Origin of the sequence: Streptomyces sp. NBC_00344 (genome assembly GCF_036088315.1) — a bacterium.
Lineage (GTDB): Bacteria > Actinomycetota > Actinomycetes > Streptomycetales > Streptomycetaceae > Streptomyces.
In genome coordinates, this window is record NZ_CP107996.1 from 4,425,892 (window position 1) to 4,451,718 (window position 25,827).

Consider the following 25,827-nt stretch of genomic DNA (forward strand, 5'->3'; position numbering starts at 1 on the left):
GGAGGGTCGGCCAGTCGGATCAGTCTTTGTTGAATGTGAAGATACTGCAATGGTCACGTGAAGGCTGCATGCTGCACCATATTCGCCCGGCGTGACCTGCTGACGTTCCACGACTGGCGAACAGGCTTGTTTCTGCGGGCACTTCAGGCCCGGTTCTCCGCCGCCCGCGAGGCCGCTCCCGGCTCAGGACGCCTGCCTGGCCTTCCGCCACTCCGGGGCGCGTACCGACCAGACTTCCTCGTCGTGCCGCTTTCCCCGGTAGCGGTAGCTCTCCCGCAGCACGCCGTCCTTCGTCATCCCGAGCCGTCTGGCCACGGCGATGCTGGGCTCGTTCTCCGCTGAGACCCACCAGTCGACGCGGTGGATGCCCCGTTCCTCGACGGCCCAGTCGATGAGGACGCGCACGGCCCGGGTCACCAGGCCCCTGCCGGCCGCCGCCGGTTCGAGCCAGCAGCCGGCCTCGGCATTTCCCTGCCCGATGTCCATGACCCGGAAAATGACCGCCCCGACCAGCGTGCTGTCCGCCCAGATACCGTGCAGCCGCCCGGTGTCGGCAGCGGCCCTCTCCGCGTAGGCCTGGAGGAACGCCCGGCTCGACGCCAGGTCCGTGACGACGTCGGGCAGTGCGTTGTGCTGCCCGATGAACTCCCGTCCCCGGTCCACGTGCGCCAGGAACTCCGCGGCCTGCCACGGTTCGAGCGGCCGGAGTTCGGCGCCGTCGTCGCCCAGGGGTATCGCGTACATCGTCACCCTTCCCATCCTCGGGGACCGGTCGGTACCGGCGCAATGCGGAGGGGTTCTCTCACCGGCGGGGCCGGGGCCTGCTCGGCACGGCCGGCACTCGGCCCTCTGCGGCGTTCCGGCTCAGTGCTGCGCCCGTCGGCGGTGAGCCAGCACCCCGACGATCGCCACCAGCAGCAGCGCGCCACCTGCCGCGTACCGAGCGACCGAGAAACCCGTCCCGGTGAGCGCCTGACGGGGCTCGGGTGTGGGCTCGGCGGATGCGGATGCGGATGCGGATGCGGATGCGGCTGCGGGTGTCGGCAACCGGCGACCGGCTCCCGCGTTGTGTACCGACGCCGCGCTTCGGGACGGCGGCCCGGGCGTGAACTGCCGTACGACGACCGGTTGCCCGACGGCCGACGAGCCGAGGTCCTTGAGGTGTGAGCCGGGTGCGAGGGTGGCGGATTCCAGCACATCACGGACGGCCGTGGCGAGGCCGGTCCCGGCGGGGTTCCATGGCCGGTGCGAGCACCGCTCGCCCGAGATCCGGACGTATTCGGGGACGTGCCAGGTGTAGGCGTAGTTCCTGACGGCCGGATCGTCGCCCGCGACGCGTGGTCTCGCCGGCGTTGGCGGGGTGTCGAAGTCCAGTCCGGCGATGTCCGTCAGCTCGGCACCGTCCGGGCCCCTGCCGGTCAGCGGCAGCCCGTCGGAGTGCCCTTCGGCGAATGTGATGGGCGACCGCGAACCGGGGACGAGGTGGCGCTGATCGGGCATCGTCCTGCCGCTGCCATCGGGCGTGCACACCGAGTGGCCGTCCCCGAACTCTCCGGCCCCGCCCGGAGCCAGGCTCCCGGCCGGGTACCACGCGCCGTAGCCGCCATCCGCTCCGGTCAGGAGCACGGTCGGGTGGTAGTCCACGGGTGCCGTGAACGCGCCGGGTGTGTGCAGCACGACGTGGTAGCCCTGCCCGGCGGCGGCCCCACCGACGGCCATTGCCCTGTCGCGCTCGGTGGGAGCGGCGGCCGGGCACATGGCACAGGCGGTCACAGAGACAAGACTGGTGCGACTCATGCCCGGCACGTTAAGCACACGATTTACGGCTCACCGGAGTGTCGGGTGCTGTCGGGCCCGAACGCCCTCCGCACGGGTGCACCGGGTCCGCCGGATGGCGGGCGGCTGCGAAGTCCCGCGGGCGCGGAGGCCGGCTGAGGCAGGCTGCGGCGAAAGGGTCCCGCCGACCGCCGTCAGCGCTACGCCCCGTGGCACCCCCGGTAGGTGACGCCCGACCCGCACCAGCAGGTCGCGTTGCGGCCCGGTGGCCAGGACACCGCCCGGCCCCTGGCCGCCAGGGTCGTGGCGTACTGGGGGAGCAGGTCGAGATCGGTGGGGGAGGTGTATTCCGATGCGGCGAAGGCCTCGTAGGAGGGGATACTCCCGGTCACGATGCCCAGGTTTGTCGTGCCGCCCGCGGCGAGTTCGCGCAGCGAGGTTTCGATCTTGACCAGATGTGCCGGGTGCGAGGGGTACTCGGCGGTGAGGGACGGGTAGGCGGCGAGGAGCTCGGTGAGCTCGGCGGCCGGCCAGTGCAGTACCGCGACCGGGAACGGGCGGGAGAGAGCCGCCCGGTAGCTGCCCAACTCGGCCTGGAGCCGGGCGATTTCAGCCCTGAGGACGGCCGGGTCGTTGGAGCCGAGCGCCCACAGGCGCTTCGGGTCGTGGAGCTCGTCGAGGCCGATGTCTCCGGTGTGCAGGCTGTCGGCGAGGGCGTCCCACTCGTCGTGTGTGTTGCCCTTGAGGCGGCTGACCCGGTGGCGGCCGGTGAGCAGGGCCAGCGCGGCGTAGGGGACCTCGTCGGACGGGTCGACCAACAGGGTCAGGGCTGTGGTGAAGGTCTCGTGGGCCGCGTCGAGTTCGTCATGGGCTTCCAGGGTCTCCGCCACGATGGCCCAGGGGGCCGGGTCCTGCGGGGAGGAGGCGCGGACGCCGTCGATGATCGCGCGGGCTTCCGCCTCGTGGCCGTACTCCCAGAGGTTGGCGGCCTGCAGGGCCTTCACCAGGGGGAGGTTGACGGCGGGGACGGCCAGCAGCTGGTCGTAGAGGGAGGTGGCGCCGACGCGGTCGCCGGCCAGTTCCAGATGGGCCGCGGCCTGGAGCAGCAGCGGTTCCTGGTCCTCCGGGTACTGCGCGGCGGTGCGCAGCAGGCGCTCGGCTTCGGCTGTGTGGTCGGCAGGAGTGTCGGGGCGCATGGATCACACCGTACTGCGGTGGACTGGTGTCCGGTCAGGGGCGGGACCCGATCCGTACCCGGCCCCCGGGCGCCACCTCGGCGGGCGCACCCCGATAACGGGTACGGCCGATCTCGCGAGGGGTGGGGCGGCGGTGCGGCGCGGATACCCCCTAAGGTCGCTGACGTGCTCAGACGTCGTCCTCAGTTGTTGCTGCTGCTGGTGCCCTTCGTGCTGTTCCTCGGGGCCCTGCCATTCGTCAATCGTGTGCGGCCGGTGCTGTTCGGGCTGCCCTTCCTCATTGTCTGGCTGATCGGGGCCACCATCGTGACGCCCTTCGCGGTCTGGCTCACCCGGTGTGCGGACCTGCGTGCTGCCCGGCGGGGTGAGCGCGGGTGAACGCGGCCGTCGCCACCTCGATCTTCGGGGTGTTCATGGCCGGGACGGTGCTCCTCGGCCTCTTCGCCGTGCGGGGCGGCCGGACCGGCGGGCTCGCCGAGTGGTCGGTCGGCGGGCGCAGCCTCGGGTCCGTCTTCATCTGGGTACTGATGGCCGGCGAGGGCTACACCAGCTTCAGCTACCTCGGCGCCGCCGGCTGGGGCTACAACTACGGGGCCCCTGTGCTCTATGTGGTCGCCTACATGTCCTGCGGCTACGCGGTCGGCTACGTCGTCGGCCCGACGCTCTGGTCCTACGCCCGCCGCCACGGCCTGGTCGGGATCACCGACATGATCGCCCACCGGTACGGCAGGCCCTGGCTCGGTGCCGTGGTCGCGGTGCTCGCCACCGTCTTTCTGCTGCCCTACATCCAGTTGCAGATCACCGGCATGGGCGTGGTCGTCTCGACGATCTCGTACGGGGCGATCAGCCTCAACTGGGCCTATTTCGCCGCCTTCGCGGTGACCACCGGGTTCGTGGTGATCAGCGGGCTGAAGGGGAGCGCCTGGGTGTCCGTGCTCAAGGACGCGCTGGTGATCGGGACGCTGGCCTTCCTCGCGGCCTACGTCCCGCTGCACTACTTCGACGGGTACGGGGACTTCCTGCACCGGGTGGTGAGGGAGAAGGGCGACTGGCTGACCTTCCCCGGCCACGGCGGCAGCGGTCTCGGCCAGGGCTGGTACGTCACGACGTCCCTGCTCAACTCACTGACGGTGGTGATCTTCCCGACCACCGTCGCCGGGTACCTCGGGGCGCGTAACGCCGATGTGCTGAGGAAGAACGCGGTCTGGCTGCCCGCCTACAACCTGCTGCTCTTCGTGCCGATGTTCCTCGGGCTCGCCGCGCTGTTCGTGGTCCCCGGGCTGACCGGCGCCGACTCCAACCTGGCGCTCTTCAAGCTGGTCGTGGACTCGCTGCCCGCCTGGGCTGTCGGCGTGATCGGGGTGGCGGCGGCGCTTTCCTCGATCGTCCCGATGGCCATTTTCATGCTGGTCATCGGGACGATGTGGGGGAGAAGCGTGCTGTCGCTGGTGCCCAGGTGGCAGGAGCGTCAGAAGGGTGCGTCGCAGGTGGTGGTGGTCGTCGCGGGGGCGCTGGCGCTGCTGCTGACCTACACCGCACCCAACACGTTGGTACGGCTCTCGCTGATCTCGTACGAGGGGATGGCGCAGCTGCTGCCGATGCTGCTGCTCGGACTGCTCTGGCGACGGCTGACCCTGGCCGGGGCGGGCAGCGGGCTGGTCGTCGGGGTGGGTGTGGTGTGCGGGCTGGTCTTCACCGATCGCGATCCGGTGTGGGGCATGAACGCCGGGATCTTGGCGCTGGCCGCCAATCTGCTGGTCGCGCTCGCCGTGACGTACGCGGGGCCGGGCGACCGTGACCCGCGTACGGACGCCGAGGTGCTGGCGCACGACCCGATCAGCGACGATCCGCTCGGCGATGACGCGAGCGGCGATGGCCCGCTCGGTGGCGGCCCGGCCCCGGTCAGCGGCGGGAGCGGAGGACCAGGACGCTGAGCGCGCCGACCGCGGTCAGCGCGACCGAGACCAGCAGCGGTGCGTTGTGGCCCACTGGGGCCACCGCGATGATCAGGGCCACACCAGCGGACGAACCGATGTAGCGGGCCGTGTTGTTGGCGCCCGAACCCATCGCGGCCCGCTCCGGCGGCACGGACTCGACGGCGACGCGAGGCAGTGCCGCGTTCAGCAGACCGCTGCCGATCCCCGCGATGAACAGGCCGGGCAGCAGCCGCCACAGCGCGCCCGCGTCCACCGCGCCCAGCATGGACAGCACGCCCGCCGCATGCAGGACGAAGCCGAGCGCCAGCTGATGGCGCGGCTGCACCCGGCCGGCCAGACGCCTGGACTGCAGGGCGACGAGGAAGCCGGTCCCGGACCACAGCACGAACAGCCAGGCGGCGGTCATCGGCGAGGTGCCGAGTGCCTGCTGGAGCAGCGCGGGGAGATAGCTGAACAGGCCGATCACGGCGAGGCCGGTGAACAGGCCGCCGGCCGATGCGGCCAGGAAGTCCGGGCGGCGCAGAAGCCGCAGATCGATCATCGGCGTGCTGGAGCGTCGCTCCACGGCGACGAACACCGCGCCGAGGATCACCGCGGCGAGCAGCAGCAGTCCGACGGGTGTCCGCAGCCAGCCGTCCCGGCCCAGGGTCAGCGCACTGATCAGCGCGGTCAGGGCGAGGCCGAGCGCGATCGCACCCGCCAGGTCGGGACGGCCGCCGCGCGGCGCACGGGATTCACCGAGGGCGCGCACGCCGAAGGCGCCGGCGGCCAGGGTGGCGGCGGCGAGCACCACATAGATCAGCCGCCAGCCGTACGCCGTCAGCCAGCCGGCGAGCAGCGGGCCGAGCGCGATACCGGCGCTGACGAATGCTCCCCATATGCCGGTCGCTCTGATCCGGGCGGGCCCCGCGGGGAAGGCGTGCACCAGCAGACCGAGGCTGCTCGCCAGGATCGCCGCGGTCGCGGCGCCCTGCGCGGCGCGGGCGAGGGTGAACGTCAGAGTCGTCGGGGCGGCGGCGCCCAGCGCGATGGTGATCGCGAGTGCGAGGGTGCCGAGGAGGAAGATCCGGCGCCGGCCGTAGTCGTCCGCGAGGCTGCCGGCCACCAGCAGGAGTGCGGCGAGGCCCAGCGGGGTGCCGTTGATCAGCCAGGCCTGGGCGGACACCGGGGTGGCGAAGGACGCGGTCAGGCCGGGAATGGTGAGCATCGGGGCCGTGTAGTTCATCAGCGCGACGGCGGTGACGGCGCTGGTCACGGCGAGGGTGCGACCCGCGTTCGGTGCCCTGCTGCCCGGTGGGGCCGGATGGTCGTGGATCAGGGACCGGTCGTCGGAGCGCGCCGTGGCCGGGCGGGTGTCCGCCGCCGTCCCGTGAACGGCCGGGGCCTCGCGAAGAGGCGGGATCTCTCGTACGTCGGGCTGCTGAGCCATGATGCCTCGCCTGCGTGAGTTCGGTGATTGAACTAACGCTATCATGGTAAGTTCGTTCATTGAACCTTTCGGTAGGATGGCTCCATGGCACTGGGCAAGGACTACGCATCGCAGCACTGCACGATCGCCCGCTCACTCGAGGTCGTCGGTGAACGCTGGACGCTGCTTGTCGTCCGTGACGCCTTCTACGGCGTGCGCCGCTACAACGACTTCCTGGTCCACCTGGGCATCCCGCGGGCCGTGCTCGCCACCCGCCTCCAGGCGCTCGCCGACGCCGGCGTCCTGGAGAAGCGCCGCTACCAGGAATCACCGCCGCGTGAGGAGTACGTACTGACCGAGCGCGGCCTGGCGCTCTGGCCGACGGTCTACTCGCTCGCCCTCTGGGGCCGCGACCATGTCTCCGGCACCCCGCCGATGCGGACCTTCCATCACACGCCCTGCGGTACCGAGCTCGGCTCGTTCGGCCAGTGCCCGGTCTGCGCCGTCTCCGTGCCGCCGCAGGACGTGGAGATGCGGCCGGGCACAGGTCTCGACCCGGAGCCCGGCAATCCGGTCAGCCGCGCGCTGCTCACGCCCAGGCGACTGCTGGAGCCGATCGAAGCGAGTCGTGTATAACGGCTGAAGGTACGTAAGCCGGGCCCGCCGCACAGCGGGGACGGCCGGAATCGATCGGGAGAGGGAGGGATCATGGCCGGACGTCTGACGCGCCTGTCCCGCCCGGCGGCCGCACTGCTGCTCTTCCTCGTCGCCGAGGTGCTGCTCGCCGAGGGCAGCCTGCTCTCCTCAGCCGTCGCGCTCGCCGCCACGGCCGCGGTCGGCTCCGCGCTGGCCGCCTGTGCGCTGGTCGTGTCCCGCCGCGTGCCCGCGGTGCCGCGCACCCGCATCCGTACCGCGATCCGCGACCGCGAGCGGCGTACCGCATTCCTCCCGCAACGCGATCCCGACGCTTCCGGCCGGCCCCGGCCCCGAGCACCCGGCCGTCTCCTCCCGACGGCCGCGTAGGGCGTTCGCTCCCTTTACGCCTGCACTTTCCGTGGTCCGTCACGCCGACATCCCTGCCTGTCCGGCCTGCGACGAGACCCCTCGGAGGGTTCCCCGTGTCATCGATCTTCAGCGTTTTCGCCGCCCTGGTCGCGCATATCGCCGACCTGCTCCAGCCGCTGTTCCACGGTTCGGCAACCGCCGCCGCGATCATTCTCTTCACCGCCTGTGTACGGCTTGCCGTGCACCCTCTCTCGCGGGCCACCGCCCGTGGCCAGAAGGCCCGCACCAAGCTCGCACCGCGCGTCGCCGAGCTGCGCAAGAAGCACGCGAAGGACCCGAAGAAGATGCAGCAGGCGATCATGGAGCTGCACGCGGAGGAGAAGATCTCCCCGCTCGGCGGCTGCCTGCCCAGCCTGCTCCAGATGCCCGCCTTCTTTCTGCTCTACCACCTCTTCTCCAGCCCGCGGATCGGCTCGGACACCAACACCCTGCTCGGCCACACCCTGCTCGGCAGCCCGCTCGGCGGCCGGTTCAAGGACGCGCTGGGGCAGGGCGGTCTCCTGGGCGAACAGGGCGTCGTCTATCTGGTGCTCTTCGCGATCGTCGCGGCCGTCGCCACGTTCAACTACGGACGCACGAAGCGGATGATGGCCGCGTCGCCGAACCCGCTGCCCGATGGGCCCGGCGCCGGTGCGATGAGCACGATGACCAAGGTGATGCCGCTGATGTCCTTCGCGACGCTCCTCACCGTCGGGTACGTGCCGCTCGCCGCGGCTCTGTACGTGGTCACCAGCACCACCTGGACCGCCGTCGAGCGGGCCGTCCTGTACCGGGACACCGTGCCGGCGGGAGCTGCGATGGCGGCCCCGATGTAACGGCCGCAGGCCGGGGATGCGGTCCAGGTTGTGAACGGGGTCTTGCGGAGTGCACCTCGAACTTGGAGGATCGGCCAATCCCCCCGGTGGCCGCACCCCATCGGTCGGGCCGGTCGAAATCGTTGGGAGACTGATCATGAAGCTGCTTCGTGTCGGAACCGCCGGGGCCGAGCGCCCCGCCCTGCTCGACGAGAGCGGGACCCTGCGTGACCTGTCGGGCCTCGTCACCGACATCGACGGTGCGCTGCTCGCCGACGATGCCGCGCTCGCCCGGGTGCGCGCAGCGGCTGCCGCGGGTGAGCTGCCCGTGATCGAAGCGGAGGGGCTCAGGACCGGGCCGCCGCTGGCCCGGATCGGCAAGATCGTTTGCATCGGGCTGAACTACCACGACCACGCCGTCGAGACCGGCGCGGCGATTCCGTCCGAGCCGATCCTCTTCATGAAGGCACCCGACACGGTGGTTGGCCCCGAGGACACGGTGCTGGTGCCGCGGGGCAGCGAGAAGACCGACTGGGAGGTCGAACTCGCCGTCGTCATCGGGCGCACCGCCCGCTGTCTGGACTCGGCCGGCGAAGCGCTCGGACATGTTGCCGGGTACACGGTGGCCCACGACGTCTCGGAGCGGGCCTTCCAGATCGAGCGCGGCGGCCAGTGGGACAAGGGCAAGAACTGCGAGACGTTCAACCCGCTCGGCCCGTGGCTCGTGACGTCCGACGAGGTGCCTGACCCGCAGTCCCTCCCGCTGAAGCTGTGGGTGAACGGAGAGCTGAAGCAGAACGGCAGCACCGCGGACCAGATCTTCCCGGTCGGCGAAGTGGTCCGTTACCTCAGCCACTTCATGACGCTCTACCCGGGCGATGTCATCAACACCGGCACCCCCGCAGGTGTGGCCATGGGGCAGCCGGAGCCCAAGCCCTATCTGCGGGCCGGGGATGTGGTGGAGCTCGAGATCGAGGGGCTCGGGCGGCAGCGGCAGGAGCTGAAGCAGGCCTGACCCCGTAAGGCTGTGCCGTTCCCGGCCGGTGCCGCCGATCCCGTCAGCCGTCAGGTGGTGTCGGGCGCCGCCGTTCTCCCGCGGGGGAACGGCGGGGCCCCGGCCCGGGCTGCGCGGGCCGCCGGGGAGGCCCGGTTCCTGCCCCGCAGGCGCAGGGCGGTGGAGGCCGCCGGAGCCGGCAGGACCACCGCCCACCAGTAGGCGCGCCCGAAGGCGGCTGCTCTGCGGGGGCCGGCCGACGAGCTCGCCCGTGGCCGCAGCCATGACCGCGGCCGGATCCGCCGCGAGGTGCTCAGCCCGCGGTGGACATGAAGCGCTCCAGCGCCTCCACCACCAGGGCATGGTCATCGGCCTGCGGCAGACCCGAGACGGTGATGGTGCCGATGACTCCCGCGCCCGCGACCCGGACCGGGAACGAGCCGCCGTGCGCGGCATAGAGGTCGTGATCAAGCCGGGAGGAGTCCTCGAAGGTCCTGCCCTTGGCGCGGAAGCGGGACCCGACCAGGAAGGAGCTCTCGGCGTAGCGCTCCACGACTCTGCGCTTGCGGTCGATCCAGGCGTCGTTGTCCGCGCTCGACCCGGGCAGCGCGCAGTGGAACAGCTGCTGTGCGCCCCGCCGGATGTCGATGGCCACCGGGGCTCCGCGCTCCCTGGCCAGTTCGGTCAGCAGGGACCCGAGGGTCCAGGCGTCCTCGTAGGTGAACCGGCGCAGGGTCAGACGCCTTTCCTGCTCCTCCAGTTCGCCGATGCCGGGAGCCGATGGCTGGGGAGTGCTCACAGCCGCACCGTGATTCCCTCGCGGGCGGAGCGTCGCGCGGCCTCCAGCACGTCCAGTGCCGCCGCCGCTTCGTCGGCGGTGACCGGCGGCCTTCCACCGGTGCGGAGGGCCTGCGACACCGCGGCGTAGAAGGCCGGATAGTCGCCGGGCAGGGTCGGTACGGGTGTGCCGCCACCGGTCAGCGCGGACTCGCCCGATCCCAGGTGCCCCCACTGCGACTCCGGCTCCTCGCCCCAGCCGGCCGCGCCGGACGGGCGCTTGCCGTCGCGGAGCGCGGCTTCCTGGGGATCCAGGCCGTACTTCACGTAGCCGGCCGCCGAGCCGAGTGCCCGGAAGCGGGGGCCGAGCTGGGCGGCGGTGGCGGATGCGTACAGATGGGAGCGGACGCCGTTCACATGGGTGATCGCGATGAAGGTGTCGTCATCGGCCTTGGCGCCGGGACGGCGTACGTCCGACTCGGCGTACACCGATGCCGCAGGGCCGAAGAGGACCAGCGCCTGGTCCACGAGATGGCTGCCCAGGTCGTAGAGCAGCCCACCGATCTCCGAGGGGTCGCCGGACTCGCGCCAGCCGCCCTTGGGCTGGGGGCGCCAGCGCTCGAACCGGGACTCGAAGCGCGTGACGTCGCCGAGCTCGCCGTCGGCGATCAGCTTTCGCAGCGTCAGGAAGTCGTTGTCCCAGCGGCGGTTCTGGAACACCGAGAGCAGCAGTCCGCGTCCGGCCGCGAGTGCGGCGAGCTCCCGCGCCTCGGCGGCGGTGCCCGCGATCGGCTTGTCCACCACCACCGAGAGCCCGGCCTTCAGCGCAGCGGTGGCGATCGGGACGTGCGTCTTGTTCGGCGACGCGATGACGATCAGATCCAGCTCGCCCGCGCGCTCCCGGAGCGCGTCCGGGGTGTCCGCGAAACGCACGTCGGGGAATTCGGCGCGGGCCTGCTCCTGCCGCTCCTCGTCCGACGTGACGACGGTGTCGAGCACCAGGCCTTCGGTGGCGGCGATCAGCGGCGCGTGGAAGACGGAGCCCGCGAGGCCGTAGCCGACGAGTCCTACGCGTTGCGGGGTTGCAGTCATGGGCCCCACTTAAGCAACGCTGTTGCCAAAGTGCAAGTATCAACGACAATGGGGGTGTGGACACGGATTCAGGGGAACGGGCGGGAGCGCCGGCCGGGGCGGGCCCGGGGCCCGGGGGCGCGGCGAACGGGGGCGGGGCGAATCTGCCGGCCCTGCGCAGCCACAACGCCGCGGTGGTGCTCGAACTGCTGCGTACGGCCGGCGAGGGCGGCATCAGCCGGCTCGAACTGGCGGAGGGGACCGGACTCACACCCCAGGCCGTCAGTAAGATCACCGCCCGGCTGCGCGCCGACGGCCTGGCGACGGAGGCCGGCAGACGGGCTTCCACGGGCGGCAAACCCCGGACCGTGCTGAGGCTGGTGCCGGCGGCGGCCTATGCGGTGGGGCTGCATCTGGACCGGGACCGGATGAGCGCGATGCTGGTGGACCTGGCGGGGGCGACGGTCGCCCGGCGGAGTGCCGGGCTGGACTTCGGGGCCGGCGCCGACGGAGTCGTCGAGGCAGCGGCCGGGACGATCGAGGCGCTGCTCTGCGCCACCCCAGGACGCACCCCCGGCCCGGTGCTCGGAGTGGGTGTGGCGGCCCCGGGGCCGCTCGACCACGAGGCGGGCGTACTGCACCGGGTCACCGGATTCCCGCAGTGGAACGGCTATCCGCTGCGTGATGCGCTCGCGGCCCGGCTGGGGCTTCCCGTGGTGCTCGACAAGGACACCAACGCGGCCGCACTGGGTCTTGCGCTGGCCGGGGCGGGCGACTCGTTCGCCTATCTGCATCTGGGCACAGGACTGGGGGCGGGGCTGGTTCTCGGCGGCGCCCTGTACCGAGGTGCGCGGACCGGCGCCGGTGAGTTCGGGCATCAGACGATCCAGCTGGACGGGCCGCTGTGCGGCTGCGGCAGGCGGGGGTGTGTCGAAGCGTTCTGTCTGGCCGCCATGGAGCGTGGCGACACGGCGGCGGCCGCCGGGTTCCTGGGTGTCGGGGCCGCCAACCTGGTGGGGCTGCTCGACATCGACCGGGTGCTGCTGGGCGGCCGTACCGTCGATGCCGACCGGGACCGTTTCGTCCAGGGAGTGCGCGCCGTACTGGAGGAGTGGGCCCGGCAGGAGGGCGGCGGAGCGGCCGTCGAGGTGGCGGCTGCCGGTGGCGGGCTGGTTGCCGAGGGCGCCGCGCAGCTGGTGCTCGCGCCGGTCTTCGGGCACATCGGACGGGGCGCCGGGCCCGCGTTCCCTGTTCATCGGAACGGCCGATGATGGGCTGATCGGGCAGCGAAGCCCGGGGCATTCGGCCGTATGCCGATGTGGCGCGCCAGGCAGGACACCGTTGTGCGGTTCGGTGTGGAGCCCGGATGTCCGCGATCAGCAAAGGCCTCCCATGCGCAGTGCCCTCACCGCCGGTGTCGCCGCGGCTGCCCTCGCTCCCGCGCTGGTCATCGGTGCCGCGCCCGGCGTCTCGGCGCACCGCGCGCCGGTCCACGACGACTGCGCGTCGGTCAGTATGCGGCAGCCCGCGGGGGAGGGCTGTGCCGGCGACGCGCAGGCCGGGGCCCAAGCGGGCAGGGACGTGTGCGCGGGCGGCCGCAGCGGGTCGGACTTCCCGGTGGTCACCCGTATCCATGGCGGGCCCACCAGCTACGCGCCCGGCGACGGCTACCGGACCTGGTCGATCGAGATGAAGAACACCACCACCGGAGCCTGCCGCCACATCCACCCGGTCGTCGGCATCGTGGACAGAGACCGGACTCTGAAGAACGGTCAGATCCGGCTGGCATTCCGGGACACCACAGCGCACCGCTGGCGCCAGGTGCCCTTCACCAGCACCGACCGGGACGAGCACATCGGGCCCTTCGGCAACGACTTCGACGGCTTCGTCATTCCGGCGGGCCGAACGGTCTCGGTCGATGTCCGTCTCGCCTTCACCCCTGACACCGCGGGCAACGACATCACCACCAACGCCGCCATCGTGCGGCGGCACGGTGACGACGGTGACTGGGTCGGCGAGTCCGGCGGCTACCGCTTCTCTGTCACCGGCGAGCCGACCGCCGTCCCGGGTGCGACGGTTCCCGGCCGGACCAGGCCGGACGAGACGGTTCCTGACGAGACGGTGCCGGGTGGGACCGCGCAAGCCGAGCCCACGCCCGGCGGGACCGGCGCGCACCGGACGGGCCCCGGCACGGCTACCCCGGGCGGGACCGCTCCCGGCAGGAGCCTTCCCGCCGCGACCGCCCGTCCCGACGAGCCGCTCCCCGGCTGGGCGCAAGCGGGTCAGACCGCACTGCCGCCTGCCGAACTGGCGGGAACCGGCCGCCACAGCCACCACCATCTGCGCCTGCTGGCCGGCATCGCCTGTGCCTGCGTGATGCTGGGCGCGGCTCTGGTCGTGGGGTCGCGCCGGCCGCGGATCAGGCGCAGCCGGTACACGAACCGCTGAAGAACGGGGAGCAGGGCGGCCGGTGGGCCGTTGCGATGCCGTCGCCGATGGGGCGGGTCAAGATCCGCGCATCTTGATTAGGCTGGGCGTGTCGGGGGGCACAGAGTGGTGCGACCGGCTTCCACAGGCACCTCTCTTCACACACGCCGCGTACGGCAGGAGTCCGCACCCATGGCAGAGCGCAAGCCCATCGAATCCTGGCTCACCGACATGGACGGTGTCCTCATCCATGAGGGCACCCCCATCCCCGGCGCCGATGCCTTCATCAAGCGGCTCCAGGAGTCGGGACTGCCGTTCCTGGTGCTGACCAACAACTCCATCTACACCGCCCGGGACCTGCACGCACGGTTGTCCCGGATGGGCCTCGACGTGCCGGTCGAGAACATCTGGACATCGGCGCTGGCCACCGCCCAGTTCCTGGACGACCAGCGGCCCGGCGGCACGGCGTACGCGATCGGCGAGGCCGGGCTGACGACGGCGCTGCACGATGTCGGCTATGTGCTCACCGACTCCGCCCCCGACTACGTGGTGCTCGGCGAGACCCGTACCTACAGTTTCGAGGCGCTCACCAAGGCGATCCGCCTGATCAACGACGGCGCCCGCTTCATCTGCACCAACCCGGACGAGACGGGCCCCAGCGCCGAGGGGCCGCTGCCCGCCACCGGTTCGGTGGCCGCGCTGATCACCAAGGCCACCGGCAAGGAGCCCTACTTCGTCGGCAAGCCGAACCCGCTGATGATGCGGGCAGGGCTCAACGCCATCGGTGCGCACTCCGAGACCAGTGCCATGATCGGCGACCGGATGGACACCGATGTCCTGGCCGGTCTCGAGGCCGGCATGGAGACCTTCCTGGTACTGACCGGGGTCACCCAGCCGGAGACCATCGACCGGTATCCGTTCCGGCCGTCCACGGTGGTCAAGTCGATCGCCGATCTGGTGGAACGCATCTGACCGAACGCGTCCGACCGTCGCGGGGCCCGTTCGGACGTGTCCGCGGGGCTCCCGGGATGCGGCACCCGCCGGGATGGGTGAACCTTCGGAGTACCAGGAGGTTCACCATGCGTTTGATATCTGTAACTCTCTGTGCCGTCTCGGCGGCCGCGGCGACCCTGTTCCCCGCGACCGCGGCGATGGCCGGAGATGCGCCGGGGATGGTCACAGTCAGCCCGTCCGTGATCGCCCCCGGCGAGGTGGTGGACCTCAGGGTGCACTGCGACGGAAGGCGGGTCGTCGGCGCCTCGGAAGCGTTCACCGCCCACGTCGCCTTCGCGGCCTCGACCGAGAAGGGCGCCATGTTCGGCCAGGCGCGGATCCGGTCGGATGTCCCGGCCAAGAACTACGCCGTCGCCGTCAGGTGCCGGGGCCGGATGGCGACGGGCATGCTCAGCGTCGTCCAGCAGCGTGTCGGCATGCCACTGCCCACACCCACCGCACCCGTCCACGCGGGCGGCGGTGCTACGGCGGCGCTGGTCGCCGCCCAGGGCGGCACGGAGACGAGGAACGCCGTCGTGGGGCTGGTCCTCGCCGGGACCGCCGCGCTGACGGTGGCCGCGCGGAGCATCCGGCGCCGTCGCGACGTTGGGTGACATGTCCCCCGGGAGTCCCGCCCGCAGCCGGGGCGGCGGGCGGCTGCTGACCGGTGTGGCCTGGGCGGTTCTGCTGCTCGGGCTGTGGCTGTGGGGACGCCGGATAGCCGATGGGCCCGGAGGCGGTCCGGGGCCGAAGACCGGTGATGTGGCCGCGGTCGGCCGCTCGTTCGGGGTGCCGCTGCCGCCGGCCGCCCACCCGGTCAAGGGCGCGGAACCTCACCGTGTGGAGATCCCGGCCGTGGGGGTCAGTGCCCCTGTCGTCCCCCGCGGACTCGACGACGACGGCGCCGTCGATCCGCCGTCGTTCGACGAGCCCGGCGAGGTCGGCTGGTTCGGCCGCGGCACCCGGCCCGGTGCGAAGGGCGCCGCTCTGCTCGTCGGCCATGTCGACACGAGGGACAGGCCGGCGGTCTTCTACGGGCTGAGCGCGGTCCGCCCGGGCCAGAAGGTCGGAGTGGAGGGTGTGGACGGTTCGCGCGCCGAGTTCACCATCGACGACGTCCGTGTCTTCCCGCGCGACCGCTTCGATCCGCGGAAGGTCTACGGGCCGCGGGAGAAGGGCCGGGCCGAGCTGCGGCTGATCACCTGCGGTGGGGCCTACGACCGCAAGGCAGGGACCTACACGGCGAACGTGGTCGTCTCCGCGTATCTGACGCGCGTTGCCGAGAGGTGACCGCGGGAGCCGATCCGGAGATCCCATCCCGGCCGAACCGTGATGCGGCGAGGCCTTCCCGACATGCGATCCGGCACCGGACCCGGCGTCCACCGCGGCCGGACGAGCCGTACGCATACCGGGCTGCACCCCGACCGTGCCGGACCGACCGCCCGGCCCCCGGAGAGCCGTCGGCCCGGCGGGTCCTCGACCGCGGGCGCACGGACCGCGGGAGGAGCCCGGCACCTGCGCGGGAGGTCATGGAGACCGGGGGCACTGTTCGCGGACAGGGGCTGCGACCGCGATTCCACTGCGGATCCACTGTAGAGCGGCGACCGGGGCCCGGCCCAGGGTTCATCGTGTGCGGCATCGGAAATCGGACCGTGAGGTTCCCGTGATGGCCCGCTCCACAACGCCGCCCGGCAGTCGGCTGTCCCGGTTTGCGCCCAACTCCCTGAAGGCATAGGCGAGTCGGGCACCTGGCGAGTGACACCCGGGGGAGGCCCCGATCCCCCGGGCGGCACCCGGAGCTGGCCGCGGTCACCGTCCCCCGGCGGAACAGTGGTGGCGCGGAGTCCCGGGGACCGGCGTGAACGGGAGTGCCGGACGGCCGCCGCGGGCCCCGGCGCCCGCGTGGCGAAGCCCCGCCGTGGGACGAGGGGTGAGGCCCACGAGGGTGCGGGCGCTACGAGGAAAGCCCCTCACCGTCGGATGAGGGGCTTCCTGCGTCTGTGCGCCGCCAGGGACTCGAACCCCGGACCCGCTGATTAAGAGTCAGCTGCTCTAACCAACTGAGCTAGCGGCGCCTGCTGACCCGGAGAACTTTACCGGACGGCCGGAGGTGCTCAGGAACGCCCGACGGTTCATATGTTCGTATTCCTCCCTTTTGATCCGTCAAAATGCGATTTGCTCCGACAGTTGCAAAACTGGCGACCGTGCAGATAGCCGGCAGAACTTCAGCAACGCGAAGGGCACACGGATGACGCTTCCGGTCTTCGAGGAGTACGAACCTGCGAGCAACTGCGGCTGCGCGGGCTGCGCCGAGCTGCGCAGCCCGGGGCCGCGTTCCCCGCAGCCTCGGGACGGCGGCCACCTGGGGGCGCACGCCCGCCGGGCGGTCGTCCTCGCCACGGCTGCCGGAATAGTGCTCGGCGGGGGAGCGGCCGCGGCCGCGGACCCCATTCCGCCTGCTCCGTCGACGCTGCCGGCCCCGGTCGACCCACCTGCTTCGACGCTGCCGGCGCCGGTCGACCCGCCTGCTTCGACGCTGCCGGCGCCGGTCGACCCGCCGGCGCAGGCCGACCCGTCGGCGACCGGGGCGGGGGCCACGGAGGCGGAGATCTCGGGCGACCTGGAGGCGGGGGCCACGGAGGGGGACCCGGGTGTTACGGAGCAGCCGGCCGACTTGGCAGAGACCCAGTCGGTCAAACAGGGCACCGCCCTGGCGCCCGCGCTGTCCCTGCCCGCCACCACCAGGTCCGCGATCATCAGCCGAGCCAAGCTCTGGATCGCGGCCGGCGTCCCGTACAGCACGAGCAGGCACTGGGCGGACGGGTACCGGCAGGACTGCTCGGGCTATGTCTCCATGGCCTGGGGTCTCAGGCACAGCGAGTGGACGGGGAGCCTTGCGCAGTACGGCGTCCGGATCTCCAAGTCCGAGATCCGGCGCGGGGACATCCTGTTGTTCCACAATCCCGCGAACCCCACCAAGGGCTCCCATGTCACCATCTTCGGCGGCTGGGTGAACAGCGCGCACACCTACTACAAGGCGTACGAGGAGACCCCGCCGCACGCCCGCGCCCGCTCCACCCCGTTCCGCTACTGGAACCATTCGAGCCGCTATGTGGCCTACCGCTACCGCGGGCTGGCCACCGGCAGCGGCGGCTCCGCATCGTCCACGGCCTACCCCGGGGCGAAGTACTTCGGCAAGGGCGCGAAGAACGCGTATGTCACCCGGCTCGGGAAGATGCTGGTGGCACGGGGCGGCGGCCGTTTCTACGCACAGGGTCCGGGTCCGAGCTGGGGCGAGGCCGACCGGCTCGCCACCCAGGCGTTCCAGCGCGCCCAGGGCTGGACCGGTGCCAAGGCCGACGGCCTGCCCGGCCCCGTCACCTGGAGGCTGCTGGTGACGGGCACCGGCAAGAACATCCCCGCCGTGCGGACCGGCGGGAGTGCGTCATCCGTCCGTGCGGATACCGCAGCGAATGGCTTCTTGTCGGGACACCTGGACGCTTCCGTGGAACAGCTCAGGAAGCAGCTTCAGAAGAAGGGGTACGGCTCGGGCGCCATCGGCTCGGACAAGCGGTGGAACGAGGCGGTCCGGCGCAACGTCCAGGCATTCCAGCGCGCTCAGGGCTGGACCGGTGTCAGGGCCGACGGGATGCCGGGCCCTGAGACGTGGAGGCGACTGTTCGCATGACGGATACGACAGCGGTGCCGGCGGCGGCCGCGGCGGCGGTTCCGCCGGGAGATCTCACGGCGGACCAGCTGCCGGTCCGCAGGGCAGCGGTCATCGGGAACGAGACCACCATCGAGATCCCGGTGCATCTGCTGTTCCGTGAGGACGGCGCGGAGGCGGTGTCGCGGGCCGCCCGCGGAGCGGACGCCTTGGAGGATGCCGTTCTTCCGGCCGGTGCCGCGGCCCTCGGCACGGTGGCCGGCTCGCCGGGCGGCAGGACCCAGCAGCCCCGAAAGGCGGTACCGCTCGGGCTTTCCGACCGGCCGTCGCCGACCGCCGATCCCCGGCTGTCCGAACGGCCCGGCATCTCGCTGCCCGGGGCGGTCGCCCTGCTCGGTGGAGCCACCTCACTCACCGGGCTCGGTCTGCTCTTCTGGCGGGCGGGCCTGATCCCGGACCGGCTGGCTCTCGCGCTGGGGCTCCACCCGTATCCGTTCGAAGGGATCGGCCCCGCGACCGAGGTGGCGCTTACCGCCCTGGCGATGCTGGCGATGTTCGCCTTCCTGGGGCTCGGCCGCGGCCGGGCCGGACAGGCCTGGGTGCTGTCCCGCTCCGGTGACTACCGCGGCAGCGTGCGCCGGACGGGCCTGCTGTGGACCAGCCCGCTGCTGCTGCGCCGCCCGGTCGACGTACGGCTGAGGCACTGGCGCAGCGAGCCGATGCGGGTCATGGACGCGAATGGCACCGCGCTGCGAGCGGTGGTGCTCGTGGTGTGGCGGATCAGGGACACCGCGAAGGCATCGCACGGCGTGGCGGATCACGAGGTGTATCTGGGCGAGCAGGTGGAGGCCGCGGTGGTGCGGGTGTTCTCGCAGCTGCCGGCCGATGCCGTTCAGCAGGATGCTCCGTCGCTCCGGGACGCGGAGACGGTCGGCGAAGCACTCACCCGGGTACTGAGGGCGGAGGCCGCCCCCGCGGGCATCGAGGTGTTCTCCGCGCAGCCGGTCCGGATCGACTACACGAACGAGGCCGCAGGTGCGGTGCAGCGGCGGAGGATCGAGGCGCTCGACGCCGCGCACCGGGACAGCGTGCTGACGTCGGTGGTGGACGCGGTGGAGGACACCGTTTCACGGCTGACCGCGCGGGGGCTCGTCGACCTCGACACCGAAGGGCGCAACGCACTCGTCAAGGATCTGACGATCGCCTTCTACTCGAAGTGCATTTGATATGGACACGCTCAACTGCCATCCATACTCTGGGACTTGGTCTAGACCGCAGCTCGGCACACCGAACTCCCCCAAGTTCAGAGGAGTGCAGCATGCGTAAGAAACTCAGCGCGGCCGTGGTCGGCCTTGCCGTCGCGGGCGTCTCCCTGCTCGCGACCGGCAGCGCCAGCAGTCACGGGTACACCGACCAGCCCATCAGCCGCCAGAAACTCTGCGCCAACACAACCGTCACCAACTGCGGTGCCATCCAGTACGAACCCCAGAGCGTCGAGGGCCCCAAGGGCTTTCCCGGCGCCGGGCCCGCCGACGGCTCGATCTGCTCGGCAGGCCACAGCAACTTCGCGCAGCTCGACGGGGCCAAGGCCCCCGGTGGCGGCAACTGGCCCACCACACGGCTCACCGGCGGTCAGGGGTACACGTTCCGCTGGCAGTTCACCGCGAGACACGCCACGACCGACTTCGAGTACTTCATCACCAAGAACGGCTGGGACGACTCAAGGCCGCTCACCCGGGCGGACCTTGAGCCGCAGCCCTTCATGACGGTGCCCTACGGCGGGCAGCAGCCCCCCGGAACGGTGTCCCAGCAGGGCACCATCCCCACTCAGAAGACCGGGCACCACGTGATTCTCGCGGTGTGGAACATCGCCGACACCGGCAACGCGTTCTATGCGTGCTCGGACGTGAGCTTCTGATCGTCGAGCGGCGCTGTGCGGCCGGCCGCCGCTGCCGGACGGGCTCGAAGCAGAGCCGGTGCGGCAGCGGCGGCCCGCCGGCGGAGCAGCACCACGGTGAGCACGGCCCCCAGCACCAGCAGCACCGCCCCGCCGGCCGACGCCCCGTGCATCCCCTGCACGAACGCCTCCCGGGCCACTCGTACCAGTTCCGGGTCCCCGCTCGCGGTGGCCCGGCCCAGCGTCTCGCGCGCCGCGGGCGGCGCGGATGCGGGCATGTTCTGGCGGTACACCGCCGCACCGATCGACCCGAGGACCGCCATCCCCAGCGCCCCGCCGAACTCCTGTCCTGTCTCCAGGAGTGACGCGGCCGATCCTGCCTTCGCCGCCGGCGCCGATGCCAGCGCCATATCGGCGACAAGCGCCATCACCGTCACGATGCCGCAGCTGCTGACGGCCGCCCCGGCCAGCAGCATCCACAGCGAGTCCGTCCCCGTGACGCCGAGCAGCACGAACCCGCTCGCGGCGATCAGGAACCCGGCGGCGACGACATACGACCGCTCGACCTTCTGGGCGACCGCGGATGCGGCCGGTGCGGCGATGCCCACGGCGATGGACGGTGCCATCGACCAGAGTGCAGCCCTCATCGTGCTCATGCCCAGCACCGACTGCAGATACTGCGTGGTGAAGTAGGCCGAGCCCATCATGGCGAACGCGGCCAGCGCGTTGAGCCCGATGCCGGCGCCGAACCCCCGGCCCCGGAAGAGTTCCCGGCTGATCATCGCGTCGGTGCGGCGGAGCTGGCGGCGTACGAAGAGCAGGCCGACCACCGCACCGGCTGCGATGCACAGCACCATCGGGACGCTGAAGCCGTGCGCGGCGATCTCCTTGAGGCCGTAGACGACCGGAAGAACGGCGCCCATCGACAGCGGCACGCTCAGCAGGTCGAACCTGCCCGGGTCGGGGTCCTTGAACTCCGGTACGAGCGCGGGCACCAGGACCAGCAGCAGAAGCATCGCGGGCACATTGATCAGGAAGACCGAGCCCCACCAGAAGTGCTCCAGCATGATGCCGCTCATCACCGAGCCCAGCGCGATCCCGCCCGCCATGGCGCCCGACCAGATGCCGATCGCCTTGGTGCGCTGCTTCTCGTCGGTGAACATGTTGCGGATCAGCGCCATCGTCGAAGGCATCAGCGTCGCCCCGCCGATGCCCAGCAGCGCCCGCGCGGCGATCAGCATCCCGGCGCTCTGCGCGTACGCCGCCCCGACCGATGCGAGGCCGAAGGCCGCGGCCCCGAAAAGCAGCAGCTTGCGGCGGCCGATCCGGTCGCCCAGGGAACCCATGGTGATGAGCAGCCCGGCGAGTGCGAAGGCGTAGATGTCGAAGATCCACAGCTGCTGGGTGCTGCTCGGGTGGAGTTCCCTGCTGATGGACGGGATCGCGAAGAAGAGGACGGAGACGTCCATCGAGACCAGGAGGAGCGGCAGGAGAAGGACGACGAATGCGGTCCACTCCCTGCGGCCTGCGCGCGCTGTCGTACTCGGCGAGTTCGTCATGGCAGAACTGTACGAGCGTCATAAACGCTTGTCTAGTACGTTTGTGTAAAACGGTTGTATGGCATCTGTGCCGGCGTCCGGGCACACGAAGAAGCCCCCCGCTTCCGCGAGGGGCTTCTTCCGTCTGTGCGCCGCCAGGGACTCGAACCCCGGACCCGCTGATTAAGAGTCAGCTGCTCTAACCAACTGAGCTAGCGGCGCGTGCTGACTCGGAAAGAATACCTGGTCCGAAGGGGTGCTCCAAACCGGATCCGGGAGCCGCCCTCCGGGCCAGGTTCAGAGGGTCAGTGAGAGCGCGAGCGGCGCGGCCTGCCGGTTCAGGGCCTCCGCCGCCGAGCGCAGCCGGTGGGCGTGTTCGATCGGGAGGGAGAGCGCCAGACAGCCGACGGCGGAGCCCGCGGTGATCGGCACCGCGGCGCAGACCGTGCCGACCGCGTACTCCTGGAGGTCGAGCATCGGGACCGTGGCCGGCTGGGAGTCCAGCCGGGAGAAGAGGACCCGCTCGTTGGTGATGGTCCTGGAGGTGAGCCGGGCGATCCGGTGGCGGGAGAGGTGGTCGCGACGGCCGTTCTGATCGAGCTGGGTCAGCAGGCACTTGCCCACCGCGCTGGCATGGGCCGACGAACGGAAGTCGACCCACTCCCGGACGGCCGGTGTGAGCGGGCCGTCGGCGACCTGGGTGATCCTGACCTCGCCGTCGATGTACCGGCTGATGTAGACGGCGGCCCCCACCGAGTCCCGCAGCCGGCTCAGGGTGTCCTGGAGCCTGGCCTCGAGCGCCGCCTTCCGGGGGGCGCCGGAGCCGAGGACGACGAGCGAGTCGCCGATCACATAGGCCCCGTCACCGATCTGCTCGACATATCCCTCGCGGCGCAGCATCAGCAGCAGCGAGGAGAGATGGGCCGTGGGGAGGCCGGTGTCGCGCGCGATCTCGGTGTCGGTGACACCGCCTCCGCACCCGGCGACGGACTCCAGCACGCGCAGTGCGTACTGCACCGAATGGAACGGCGCAGTCGGCTCGGGCTTCAGCGCCACGGTTCCCCCTACAGGTAGTGGCCGCTTGCTCGTACACCACGATAACGGCCAGGAGCCGCCCATGGGGCGGCTGTTGGGGAGCCGGGTGGCGCGCACCGCACCACTACGCTGGAGCGCGCCACCATGGCATATGCCGGAGTCACGATTTGATCCGGGAGTCGGAGGTCAGAGCACCGCGCTGAGGAATTCGCGCGTGCGTTCGTGCTCCGGTTCGCTGAAGATTTTCTCCGGAGAGCCGGACTCGATGACCTTCCCCGAGTCGAACATCAGCACGTCGTCGGAGATGTCCCTGGCGAAATTCATCTCATGGGTGACGCACAGCATGGTGATGTCGGTGGACCGCGCGATGTCACGCAGCACATCGAGCACACCGGCGACCAGCTCGGGGTCGAGAGCGGAGGTGACTTCATCCAGCAGCAGGACCTGCGGACGCATCGCCAGCGCGCGCGCGATGGCCACCCGCTGCTGCTGGCCGCCGGAGAGCTGACTCGGCTTGGCGTCCGCCCGGTCCCCGAGTCCCACCAGGTCGAGCAGTCCCTTGGCACGCTCGGCGGCCTCGTCCTTGGACATCCCCAGGACCCGGACCGGCGCCTCGGTGATGTTCCGCTGGACCGACATGTTCGGGAAGAGGTTGAACTGCTGGAAGACCATGCCGATGTTCTTTCGGACCTCGCGCAGCTGCTTCTCGCCATCGGAGGGGAAGAGCTTGTCGCCGTTGACCGTGATCAGGCCTTCGTCGGGCTTGAGCAGGGTCATCAGAAGTCTGAGAATGGTCGTCTTGCCGGACCCCGAGGGCCCGATCAGAGTGACGTGCTTGCCCGGCTGCACCGAGAAGCACAGATTGTCCAGGACGGTGTTGTCGCCGAACCGCTTGGTGACGTTCTCGAAGCGGATCAGCTCACTTGCGGTGACAGGGGTCTCGGGGTTCGCGGGGATCGCGTCAGCGGACAAGGCGGCGCTCCAGGGCTCGTACAAGAAGAGATGCCGGATAGGCGATGACGATGAAGGCGATACCGACGACGGTGATCGTCTCGTTGCTGTGGAAGGTCAGTCCGCCCTGCTGGCGGGCCTCACCGAGCAGATCGAGCACGCTGATCGCGACGACCAGCGGGGTGTCCTTCAGCATGGCGATGACGTAGTTGCCGAGGGCCGGCAGGACGCGGCGGACCGCCTGCGGCAGGATCACCGCCGTCCAGGTACGGCCGACGGGCAGGGACAGCGCGGTGGCCGCCTCCCACTGCCCGACCGGTACGGCGTCGATGCCGGCCCGGTACACCTGGGCGGTGTACGTCGAGTAGTGCAGCCCGATCGCCACGGTGCCGGTGGTGATGGCGGAGAACTGGATGCCCCAGTCGGGAAGCACGAAGTAGAGGAAGAACAGCTGCACCAGCAGCGGGGTGTTGCGGATGAACTCGGTGATGAAGTTCACCGGCCACCGCACGAAGCGCGTCGTCGTCCGGTACCCCAGCGCCCAGACCAGGCCCAGCGCGAAGGAGAGCACCGAGCCGAGCACGAGGATCCGCAGGGTGACGAGCAGGCCGTCCCAGAAGTACGGCATGAAGTCCGAGACAGCGGACCAGTCCCACGTGTTCATCGGGCACCTCCGGTGGCCGTGAGGCCGAGGTTGGCCCGGGTCTTACGCTCCAGCGCCCGCATTCCGCGGGTGAGTACGAAAGCGATGACGAAGTAGATGACCAGGATGATGGAGTAGATCTGGGAACTCTCCTGGGTGGCGAGCCGCACCAGATAGGCGGCGAACGACACATCCCCGACACCGAGCAGCGAGACCAGTGCGGTGCCCTTGAGCAGTTCGACCAGCAGGTTGGAGAAGGGCGGCATCATCTCCGGTACGGCCTGCGGCAGCAGGATCAGCCGCAGTCGCTGCCAGGGGGTGAAGTTGAGTGCGATGCCGGCCTCGCGCTGGGCGGGCGACACCGCCTGGAGGCCGCCGCGGACGATCTCCGCGCCGTAGGCACCGTAGGACAGGCCCAGCGCGAGCACGGCCGCCCACATCGGGACCAGGGCCCAGCCGAACAGGTTCGGCAGCACGAAGAAGATCCAGAACATCAGGACCAGGGCGGACGTGCCGCGGAAGACCTCGGTGTAGAAGCCGGCCAGGAAGCGCACGACGCGCGAGTGGTGCGTACGGGCGGTGCCGATGCCGAAGGCCACGACGGCCGCCAGCACGGCGCTGTACACGGTGAGCTGGACGGTTATCCAGATGCCTGGGAGTACCCAGTGCTGCCACAGTCCCGGCGTCATGCGCACAGCTCCTTGGCCGTCAGTGTGGTCATCTCGTCCTTGGTGAACCCGAACCGGTGGAGCACCCGGAACAGTTCGCCGCTCTTCTTCATCTTGTGGATCTCGACGTTGAAGGCGTCACGGAGCGAGGTGTCGGTGCGGCGGAAGGTGAAACCGCCACCGTCGATCTTCTTCTTGCCGTCGACGGTGGTGGCGAAGGCCTCGGTGGCCTCGGCCCGGTGGCTCTTCTTCACCACCTCGCGGACGGTCAGCGCGGTGCCGGCGAAGACATCGACGCGACCGGTCTCCACGGCGTTCAGCCCCGCCACCTGGTCCTGGAGAATGACGATGTCCTTCTCCTTGTAACCGGCGTCCACGGCGTAGGCGATCTCGGCGTACGCGGACCCGGTGGCGAACTTCGCCTTGGCCTTCACACAGTCCTGGTAGTTGTGGAGGTTCTTCGGATTGCCCTTGCGGACGATGAAGGCGTCCAGCATCTGGTACTCGGGATCGGCGAAGATGACCTGCTCGCAGCGGTCGTGGTTGATGTACATCCCGGCCGAGACGACGTCGAACTGCTGGGAGTTCAGCCCGGGTATGAGGGAGCCGAAGTCGGTGGCGACAGGCTGCACGTGGGCGATGCCGAGCCGCTTGAAGATGATCCTGGCGAGTTCGACCGCCTCGCCGGTGAAGTCGCCGTTCTTGTCGACGTAGCCGTACGGCACCTCGCCCGCTATGCCGAGCCGCACCGTGCCCTGCGACGTCAGTCTGGCGAGCGTGTCCCCGGTCGGAATCCGGCTGCAACCGGTCGCCCCGAGCGCGCCCACGGTGCCCAGTCCCGCCATGCCGAGCAACAGCGAACGTCGCCTTACGGGAAGAATGGTCCGTCTTGTCGTGCTTTCTGAGTCGTTCCCTGGTGGTGGAGCCATGGGCGCGCGGCTACCCGGCTTCCAGCGAGGTATGCGGGGCAATTTCAGCCCATCGCGCAGG

26 protein-coding genes and 2 tRNA genes are annotated in these 25,827 nt (G+C 70.7%); 14 read left to right on the forward strand and 14 right to left on the reverse strand.

Annotated elements, in window-relative coordinates; genetic code table 11:
* Positions 1-183: 183 nt before the first annotated feature.
* The 3 genes from OHS16_RS19995 to OHS16_RS20005 form a co-directional block, all read right to left on the reverse strand.
* Positions 184-744, reverse strand: a complete 561-nt coding sequence (locus tag OHS16_RS19995; RefSeq protein WP_328538582.1) for a GNAT family N-acetyltransferase — start codon at positions 742-744, stop codon at positions 184-186.
* Positions 745-864: 120 nt separating this feature from the next.
* Entirely contained in the window at positions 865-1,797 is a 933-nt protein-coding gene (locus tag OHS16_RS20000; protein WP_328538583.1) for a hypothetical protein, read from the reverse strand.
* A gap of 179 nt (positions 1,798-1,976) precedes the next feature.
* Positions 1,977-2,972, reverse strand: a complete 996-nt coding sequence (locus OHS16_RS20005; RefSeq protein ID WP_328538584.1) for an SEC-C domain-containing protein — start codon at positions 2,970-2,972, stop codon at positions 1,977-1,979.
* A 165-nt stretch (positions 2,973-3,137) separates the two neighbouring features.
* On the opposite strand from OHS16_RS20005, the gene OHS16_RS20010 reads away from it, so the two are divergent.
* The gene (locus OHS16_RS20010) at positions 3,138-3,350 is read left to right on the forward strand and encodes a DUF3311 domain-containing protein (protein WP_328538585.1); all 213 of its coding nucleotides are present in this window, start codon (positions 3,138-3,140) and stop codon (positions 3,348-3,350) included.
* A complete protein-coding gene (locus tag OHS16_RS20015) occupies positions 3,347-4,906 on the forward strand; it encodes a sodium:solute symporter family protein (RefSeq protein ID WP_328538586.1) in 1,560 nt (519 codons plus the stop codon). The genes OHS16_RS20010 and OHS16_RS20015 overlap by 4 nt, the downstream gene beginning before the upstream one ends.
* Here OHS16_RS20015 and OHS16_RS20020 read toward each other — a convergent pair.
* Entirely contained in the window at positions 4,875-6,338 is a 1,464-nt protein-coding gene (locus OHS16_RS20020) for an MFS transporter (RefSeq protein WP_328538587.1), read from the reverse strand. The genes OHS16_RS20015 and OHS16_RS20020 overlap by 32 nt on opposite strands.
* A gap of 84 nt (positions 6,339-6,422) precedes the next feature.
* Here OHS16_RS20020 and OHS16_RS20025 point away from each other — a divergent pair, with 84 nt between their 5' ends.
* The 4 genes from OHS16_RS20025 to OHS16_RS20040 all read left to right on the forward strand — a co-directional run bounded on the left by OHS16_RS20025 (position 6,423) and on the right by OHS16_RS20040 (position 9,191).
* Positions 6,423-6,953 (forward strand): winged helix-turn-helix transcriptional regulator, encoded by a 531-nt coding sequence (locus OHS16_RS20025; RefSeq protein ID WP_328538588.1) that lies wholly within the window; start codon positions 6,423-6,425, stop codon positions 6,951-6,953.
* Between the two features lie 72 nt (positions 6,954-7,025).
* Positions 7,026-7,340, forward strand: a complete 315-nt coding sequence (locus tag OHS16_RS20030) for a DUF6412 domain-containing protein (RefSeq protein ID WP_328538589.1) — start codon at positions 7,026-7,028, stop codon at positions 7,338-7,340.
* A gap of 95 nt (positions 7,341-7,435) precedes the next feature.
* Positions 7,436-8,197, forward strand: coding sequence for a YidC/Oxa1 family membrane protein insertase (locus tag OHS16_RS20035; protein WP_328538590.1), 762 nt, complete (start codon positions 7,436-7,438; stop codon positions 8,195-8,197).
* 136 nt (positions 8,198-8,333) lie between these two features.
* Entirely contained in the window at positions 8,334-9,191 is an 858-nt protein-coding gene (locus tag OHS16_RS20040; protein WP_328538591.1) for a fumarylacetoacetate hydrolase family protein, read from the forward strand.
* Between the two features lie 292 nt (positions 9,192-9,483).
* On the opposite strand, the gene OHS16_RS20045 is transcribed toward OHS16_RS20040, so the two are convergent.
* Together OHS16_RS20045 and OHS16_RS20050 are read right to left on the reverse strand one after the other, a co-directional pair.
* Positions 9,484-9,969: a heme-degrading domain-containing protein gene (locus OHS16_RS20045; protein ID WP_328538592.1), complete on the reverse strand. Its 486-nt coding sequence runs from the start codon at positions 9,967-9,969 to the stop codon at positions 9,484-9,486.
* Positions 9,966-11,039 (reverse strand): Gfo/Idh/MocA family protein, encoded by a 1,074-nt coding sequence (locus OHS16_RS20050; RefSeq protein ID WP_328538593.1) that lies wholly within the window; start codon positions 11,037-11,039, stop codon positions 9,966-9,968. The genes OHS16_RS20045 and OHS16_RS20050 overlap by 4 nt, the downstream gene beginning before the upstream one ends.
* Before the next feature lie 143 nt (positions 11,040-11,182).
* Between OHS16_RS20050 and OHS16_RS20055 the strand changes: the two genes are divergently transcribed.
* The 5 genes from OHS16_RS20055 (at position 11,183) to OHS16_RS20075 (ending at position 15,728) form a co-directional block, all read left to right on the forward strand.
* A complete protein-coding gene (locus tag OHS16_RS20055; protein ID WP_328540919.1) occupies positions 11,183-12,289 on the forward strand; it encodes an ROK family transcriptional regulator in 1,107 nt (368 codons plus the stop codon).
* A 121-nt stretch (positions 12,290-12,410) separates the two neighbouring features.
* A complete protein-coding gene (locus OHS16_RS20060) occupies positions 12,411-13,466 on the forward strand; it encodes a hypothetical protein (protein ID WP_328538594.1) in 1,056 nt (351 codons plus the stop codon).
* Positions 13,467-13,637: 171 nt separating this feature from the next.
* A complete protein-coding gene (locus OHS16_RS20065) occupies positions 13,638-14,417 on the forward strand; it encodes an HAD-IIA family hydrolase (RefSeq protein WP_328538595.1) in 780 nt (259 codons plus the stop codon).
* A gap of 107 nt (positions 14,418-14,524) precedes the next feature.
* Complete coding sequence (locus tag OHS16_RS20070) at positions 14,525-15,052, forward strand: hypothetical protein (protein ID WP_328538596.1); 528 nt, start codon at positions 14,525-14,527, stop codon at positions 15,050-15,052.
* Between the two features lies 1 nt (position 15,053).
* Positions 15,054-15,728 (forward strand): class F sortase, encoded by a 675-nt coding sequence (locus OHS16_RS20075; protein WP_328538597.1) that lies wholly within the window; start codon positions 15,054-15,056, stop codon positions 15,726-15,728.
* Between the two features lie 711 nt (positions 15,729-16,439).
* Here OHS16_RS20075 and OHS16_RS20080 read toward each other — a convergent pair.
* Positions 16,440-16,513 (reverse strand) — tRNA-Lys (locus OHS16_RS20080).
* A 173-nt stretch (positions 16,514-16,686) separates the two neighbouring features.
* Between OHS16_RS20080 and OHS16_RS20085 the strand changes: the two genes are divergently transcribed.
* The 3 genes from OHS16_RS20085 (at position 16,687) to OHS16_RS20095 (ending at position 20,023) form a co-directional block, all read left to right on the forward strand.
* Complete coding sequence (locus OHS16_RS20085) at positions 16,687-18,126, forward strand: peptidoglycan-binding protein (protein WP_328538598.1); 1,440 nt, start codon at positions 16,687-16,689, stop codon at positions 18,124-18,126.
* Positions 18,123-19,331, forward strand: a complete 1,209-nt coding sequence (locus tag OHS16_RS20090) for an SPFH domain-containing protein (protein ID WP_328538599.1) — start codon at positions 18,123-18,125, stop codon at positions 19,329-19,331. The genes OHS16_RS20085 and OHS16_RS20090 overlap by 4 nt, the downstream gene beginning before the upstream one ends.
* A gap of 92 nt (positions 19,332-19,423) precedes the next feature.
* The gene (locus tag OHS16_RS20095) at positions 19,424-20,023 is read left to right on the forward strand and encodes a lytic polysaccharide monooxygenase auxiliary activity family 9 protein (protein ID WP_328538600.1); all 600 of its coding nucleotides are present in this window, start codon (positions 19,424-19,426) and stop codon (positions 20,021-20,023) included.
* Here the strand turns inward: OHS16_RS20095 and OHS16_RS20100 are convergent.
* The 7 genes from OHS16_RS20100 to ehuB form a co-directional block, all read right to left on the reverse strand.
* Positions 19,996-21,561: an MFS transporter gene (locus tag OHS16_RS20100; protein WP_328538601.1), complete on the reverse strand. Its 1,566-nt coding sequence runs from the start codon at positions 21,559-21,561 to the stop codon at positions 19,996-19,998. The genes OHS16_RS20095 and OHS16_RS20100 overlap by 28 nt on opposite strands.
* Before the next feature lie 127 nt (positions 21,562-21,688).
* Positions 21,689-21,762, reverse strand: a tRNA-Lys gene (locus tag OHS16_RS20105).
* Between the two features lie 75 nt (positions 21,763-21,837).
* Positions 21,838-22,596, reverse strand: a complete 759-nt coding sequence (locus OHS16_RS20110) for an IclR family transcriptional regulator (RefSeq protein WP_328538602.1) — start codon at positions 22,594-22,596, stop codon at positions 21,838-21,840.
* Positions 22,597-22,761: 165 nt separating this feature from the next.
* A complete protein-coding gene (locus tag OHS16_RS20115; protein WP_328538603.1) occupies positions 22,762-23,547 on the reverse strand; it encodes an amino acid ABC transporter ATP-binding protein in 786 nt (261 codons plus the stop codon).
* Positions 23,537-24,190 (reverse strand): ectoine/hydroxyectoine ABC transporter permease subunit EhuD, encoded by a 654-nt coding sequence (gene ehuD, locus OHS16_RS20120; protein WP_328538604.1) that lies wholly within the window; start codon positions 24,188-24,190, stop codon positions 23,537-23,539. Before ehuD ends, OHS16_RS20115 begins: the two co-directional genes overlap by 11 nt.
* Positions 24,187-24,858 (reverse strand): ectoine/hydroxyectoine ABC transporter permease subunit EhuC, encoded by a 672-nt coding sequence (gene ehuC / locus OHS16_RS20125; protein WP_328538605.1) that lies wholly within the window; start codon positions 24,856-24,858, stop codon positions 24,187-24,189. The genes ehuD and ehuC overlap by 4 nt, the downstream gene beginning before the upstream one ends.
* Complete coding sequence (ehuB, locus tag OHS16_RS20130; RefSeq protein ID WP_443042654.1) at positions 24,855-25,766, reverse strand: ectoine/hydroxyectoine ABC transporter substrate-binding protein EhuB; 912 nt, start codon at positions 25,764-25,766, stop codon at positions 24,855-24,857. The genes ehuC and ehuB overlap by 4 nt, the downstream gene beginning before the upstream one ends.
* Positions 25,767-25,827 lie beyond the last annotated feature (61 nt).

Coding starts and splice junctions, on each gene's coding strand:
- OHS16_RS20025 (WP_328538588.1), top strand. CDS start 6,423: ATGGCACTGGGCAAGGACTACGCATCGCAGCACTGCACGATCGCCCGC.
- OHS16_RS20020 (WP_328538587.1), bottom strand. CDS start 6,338: ATGGCTCAGCAGCCCGACGTACGAGAGATCCCGCCTCTTCGCGAGGCC.
- ehuC (WP_328538605.1), bottom strand. CDS start 24,858: ATGACGCCGGGACTGTGGCAGCACTGGGTACTCCCAGGCATCTGGATA.
- OHS16_RS20100 (WP_328538601.1), bottom strand. CDS start 21,561: ATGACGAACTCGCCGAGTACGACAGCGCGCGCAGGCCGCAGGGAGTGG.
- OHS16_RS20005 (WP_328538584.1), bottom strand. CDS start 2,972: ATGCGCCCCGACACTCCTGCCGACCACACAGCCGAAGCCGAGCGCCTG.
- OHS16_RS20075 (WP_328538597.1), top strand. CDS start 15,054: ATGTCCCCCGGGAGTCCCGCCCGCAGCCGGGGCGGCGGGCGGCTGCTG.
- ehuD (WP_328538604.1), bottom strand. CDS start 24,190: ATGAACACGTGGGACTGGTCCGCTGTCTCGGACTTCATGCCGTACTTC.
- OHS16_RS20000 (WP_328538583.1), bottom strand. CDS start 1,797: ATGAGTCGCACCAGTCTTGTCTCTGTGACCGCCTGTGCCATGTGCCCG.
- OHS16_RS20070 (WP_328538596.1), top strand. CDS start 14,525: ATGCGTTTGATATCTGTAACTCTCTGTGCCGTCTCGGCGGCCGCGGCG.
- OHS16_RS20040 (WP_328538591.1), top strand. CDS start 8,334: ATGAAGCTGCTTCGTGTCGGAACCGCCGGGGCCGAGCGCCCCGCCCTG.
- OHS16_RS20030 (WP_328538589.1), top strand. CDS start 7,026: ATGGCCGGACGTCTGACGCGCCTGTCCCGCCCGGCGGCCGCACTGCTG.
- OHS16_RS20095 (WP_328538600.1), top strand. CDS start 19,424: ATGCGTAAGAAACTCAGCGCGGCCGTGGTCGGCCTTGCCGTCGCGGGC.
- ehuB (WP_443042654.1), bottom strand. CDS start 25,766: ATGGCTCCACCACCAGGGAACGACTCAGAAAGCACGACAAGACGGACC.
- OHS16_RS19995 (WP_328538582.1), bottom strand. CDS start 744: ATGTACGCGATACCCCTGGGCGACGACGGCGCCGAACTCCGGCCGCTC.
- OHS16_RS20065 (WP_328538595.1), top strand. CDS start 13,638: ATGGCAGAGCGCAAGCCCATCGAATCCTGGCTCACCGACATGGACGGT.
- OHS16_RS20090 (WP_328538599.1), top strand. CDS start 18,123: ATGACGGATACGACAGCGGTGCCGGCGGCGGCCGCGGCGGCGGTTCCG.
- OHS16_RS20060 (WP_328538594.1), top strand. CDS start 12,411: ATGCGCAGTGCCCTCACCGCCGGTGTCGCCGCGGCTGCCCTCGCTCCC.
- OHS16_RS20050 (WP_328538593.1), bottom strand. CDS start 11,039: ATGACTGCAACCCCGCAACGCGTAGGACTCGTCGGCTACGGCCTCGCG.
- OHS16_RS20085 (WP_328538598.1), top strand. CDS start 16,687: ATGACGCTTCCGGTCTTCGAGGAGTACGAACCTGCGAGCAACTGCGGC.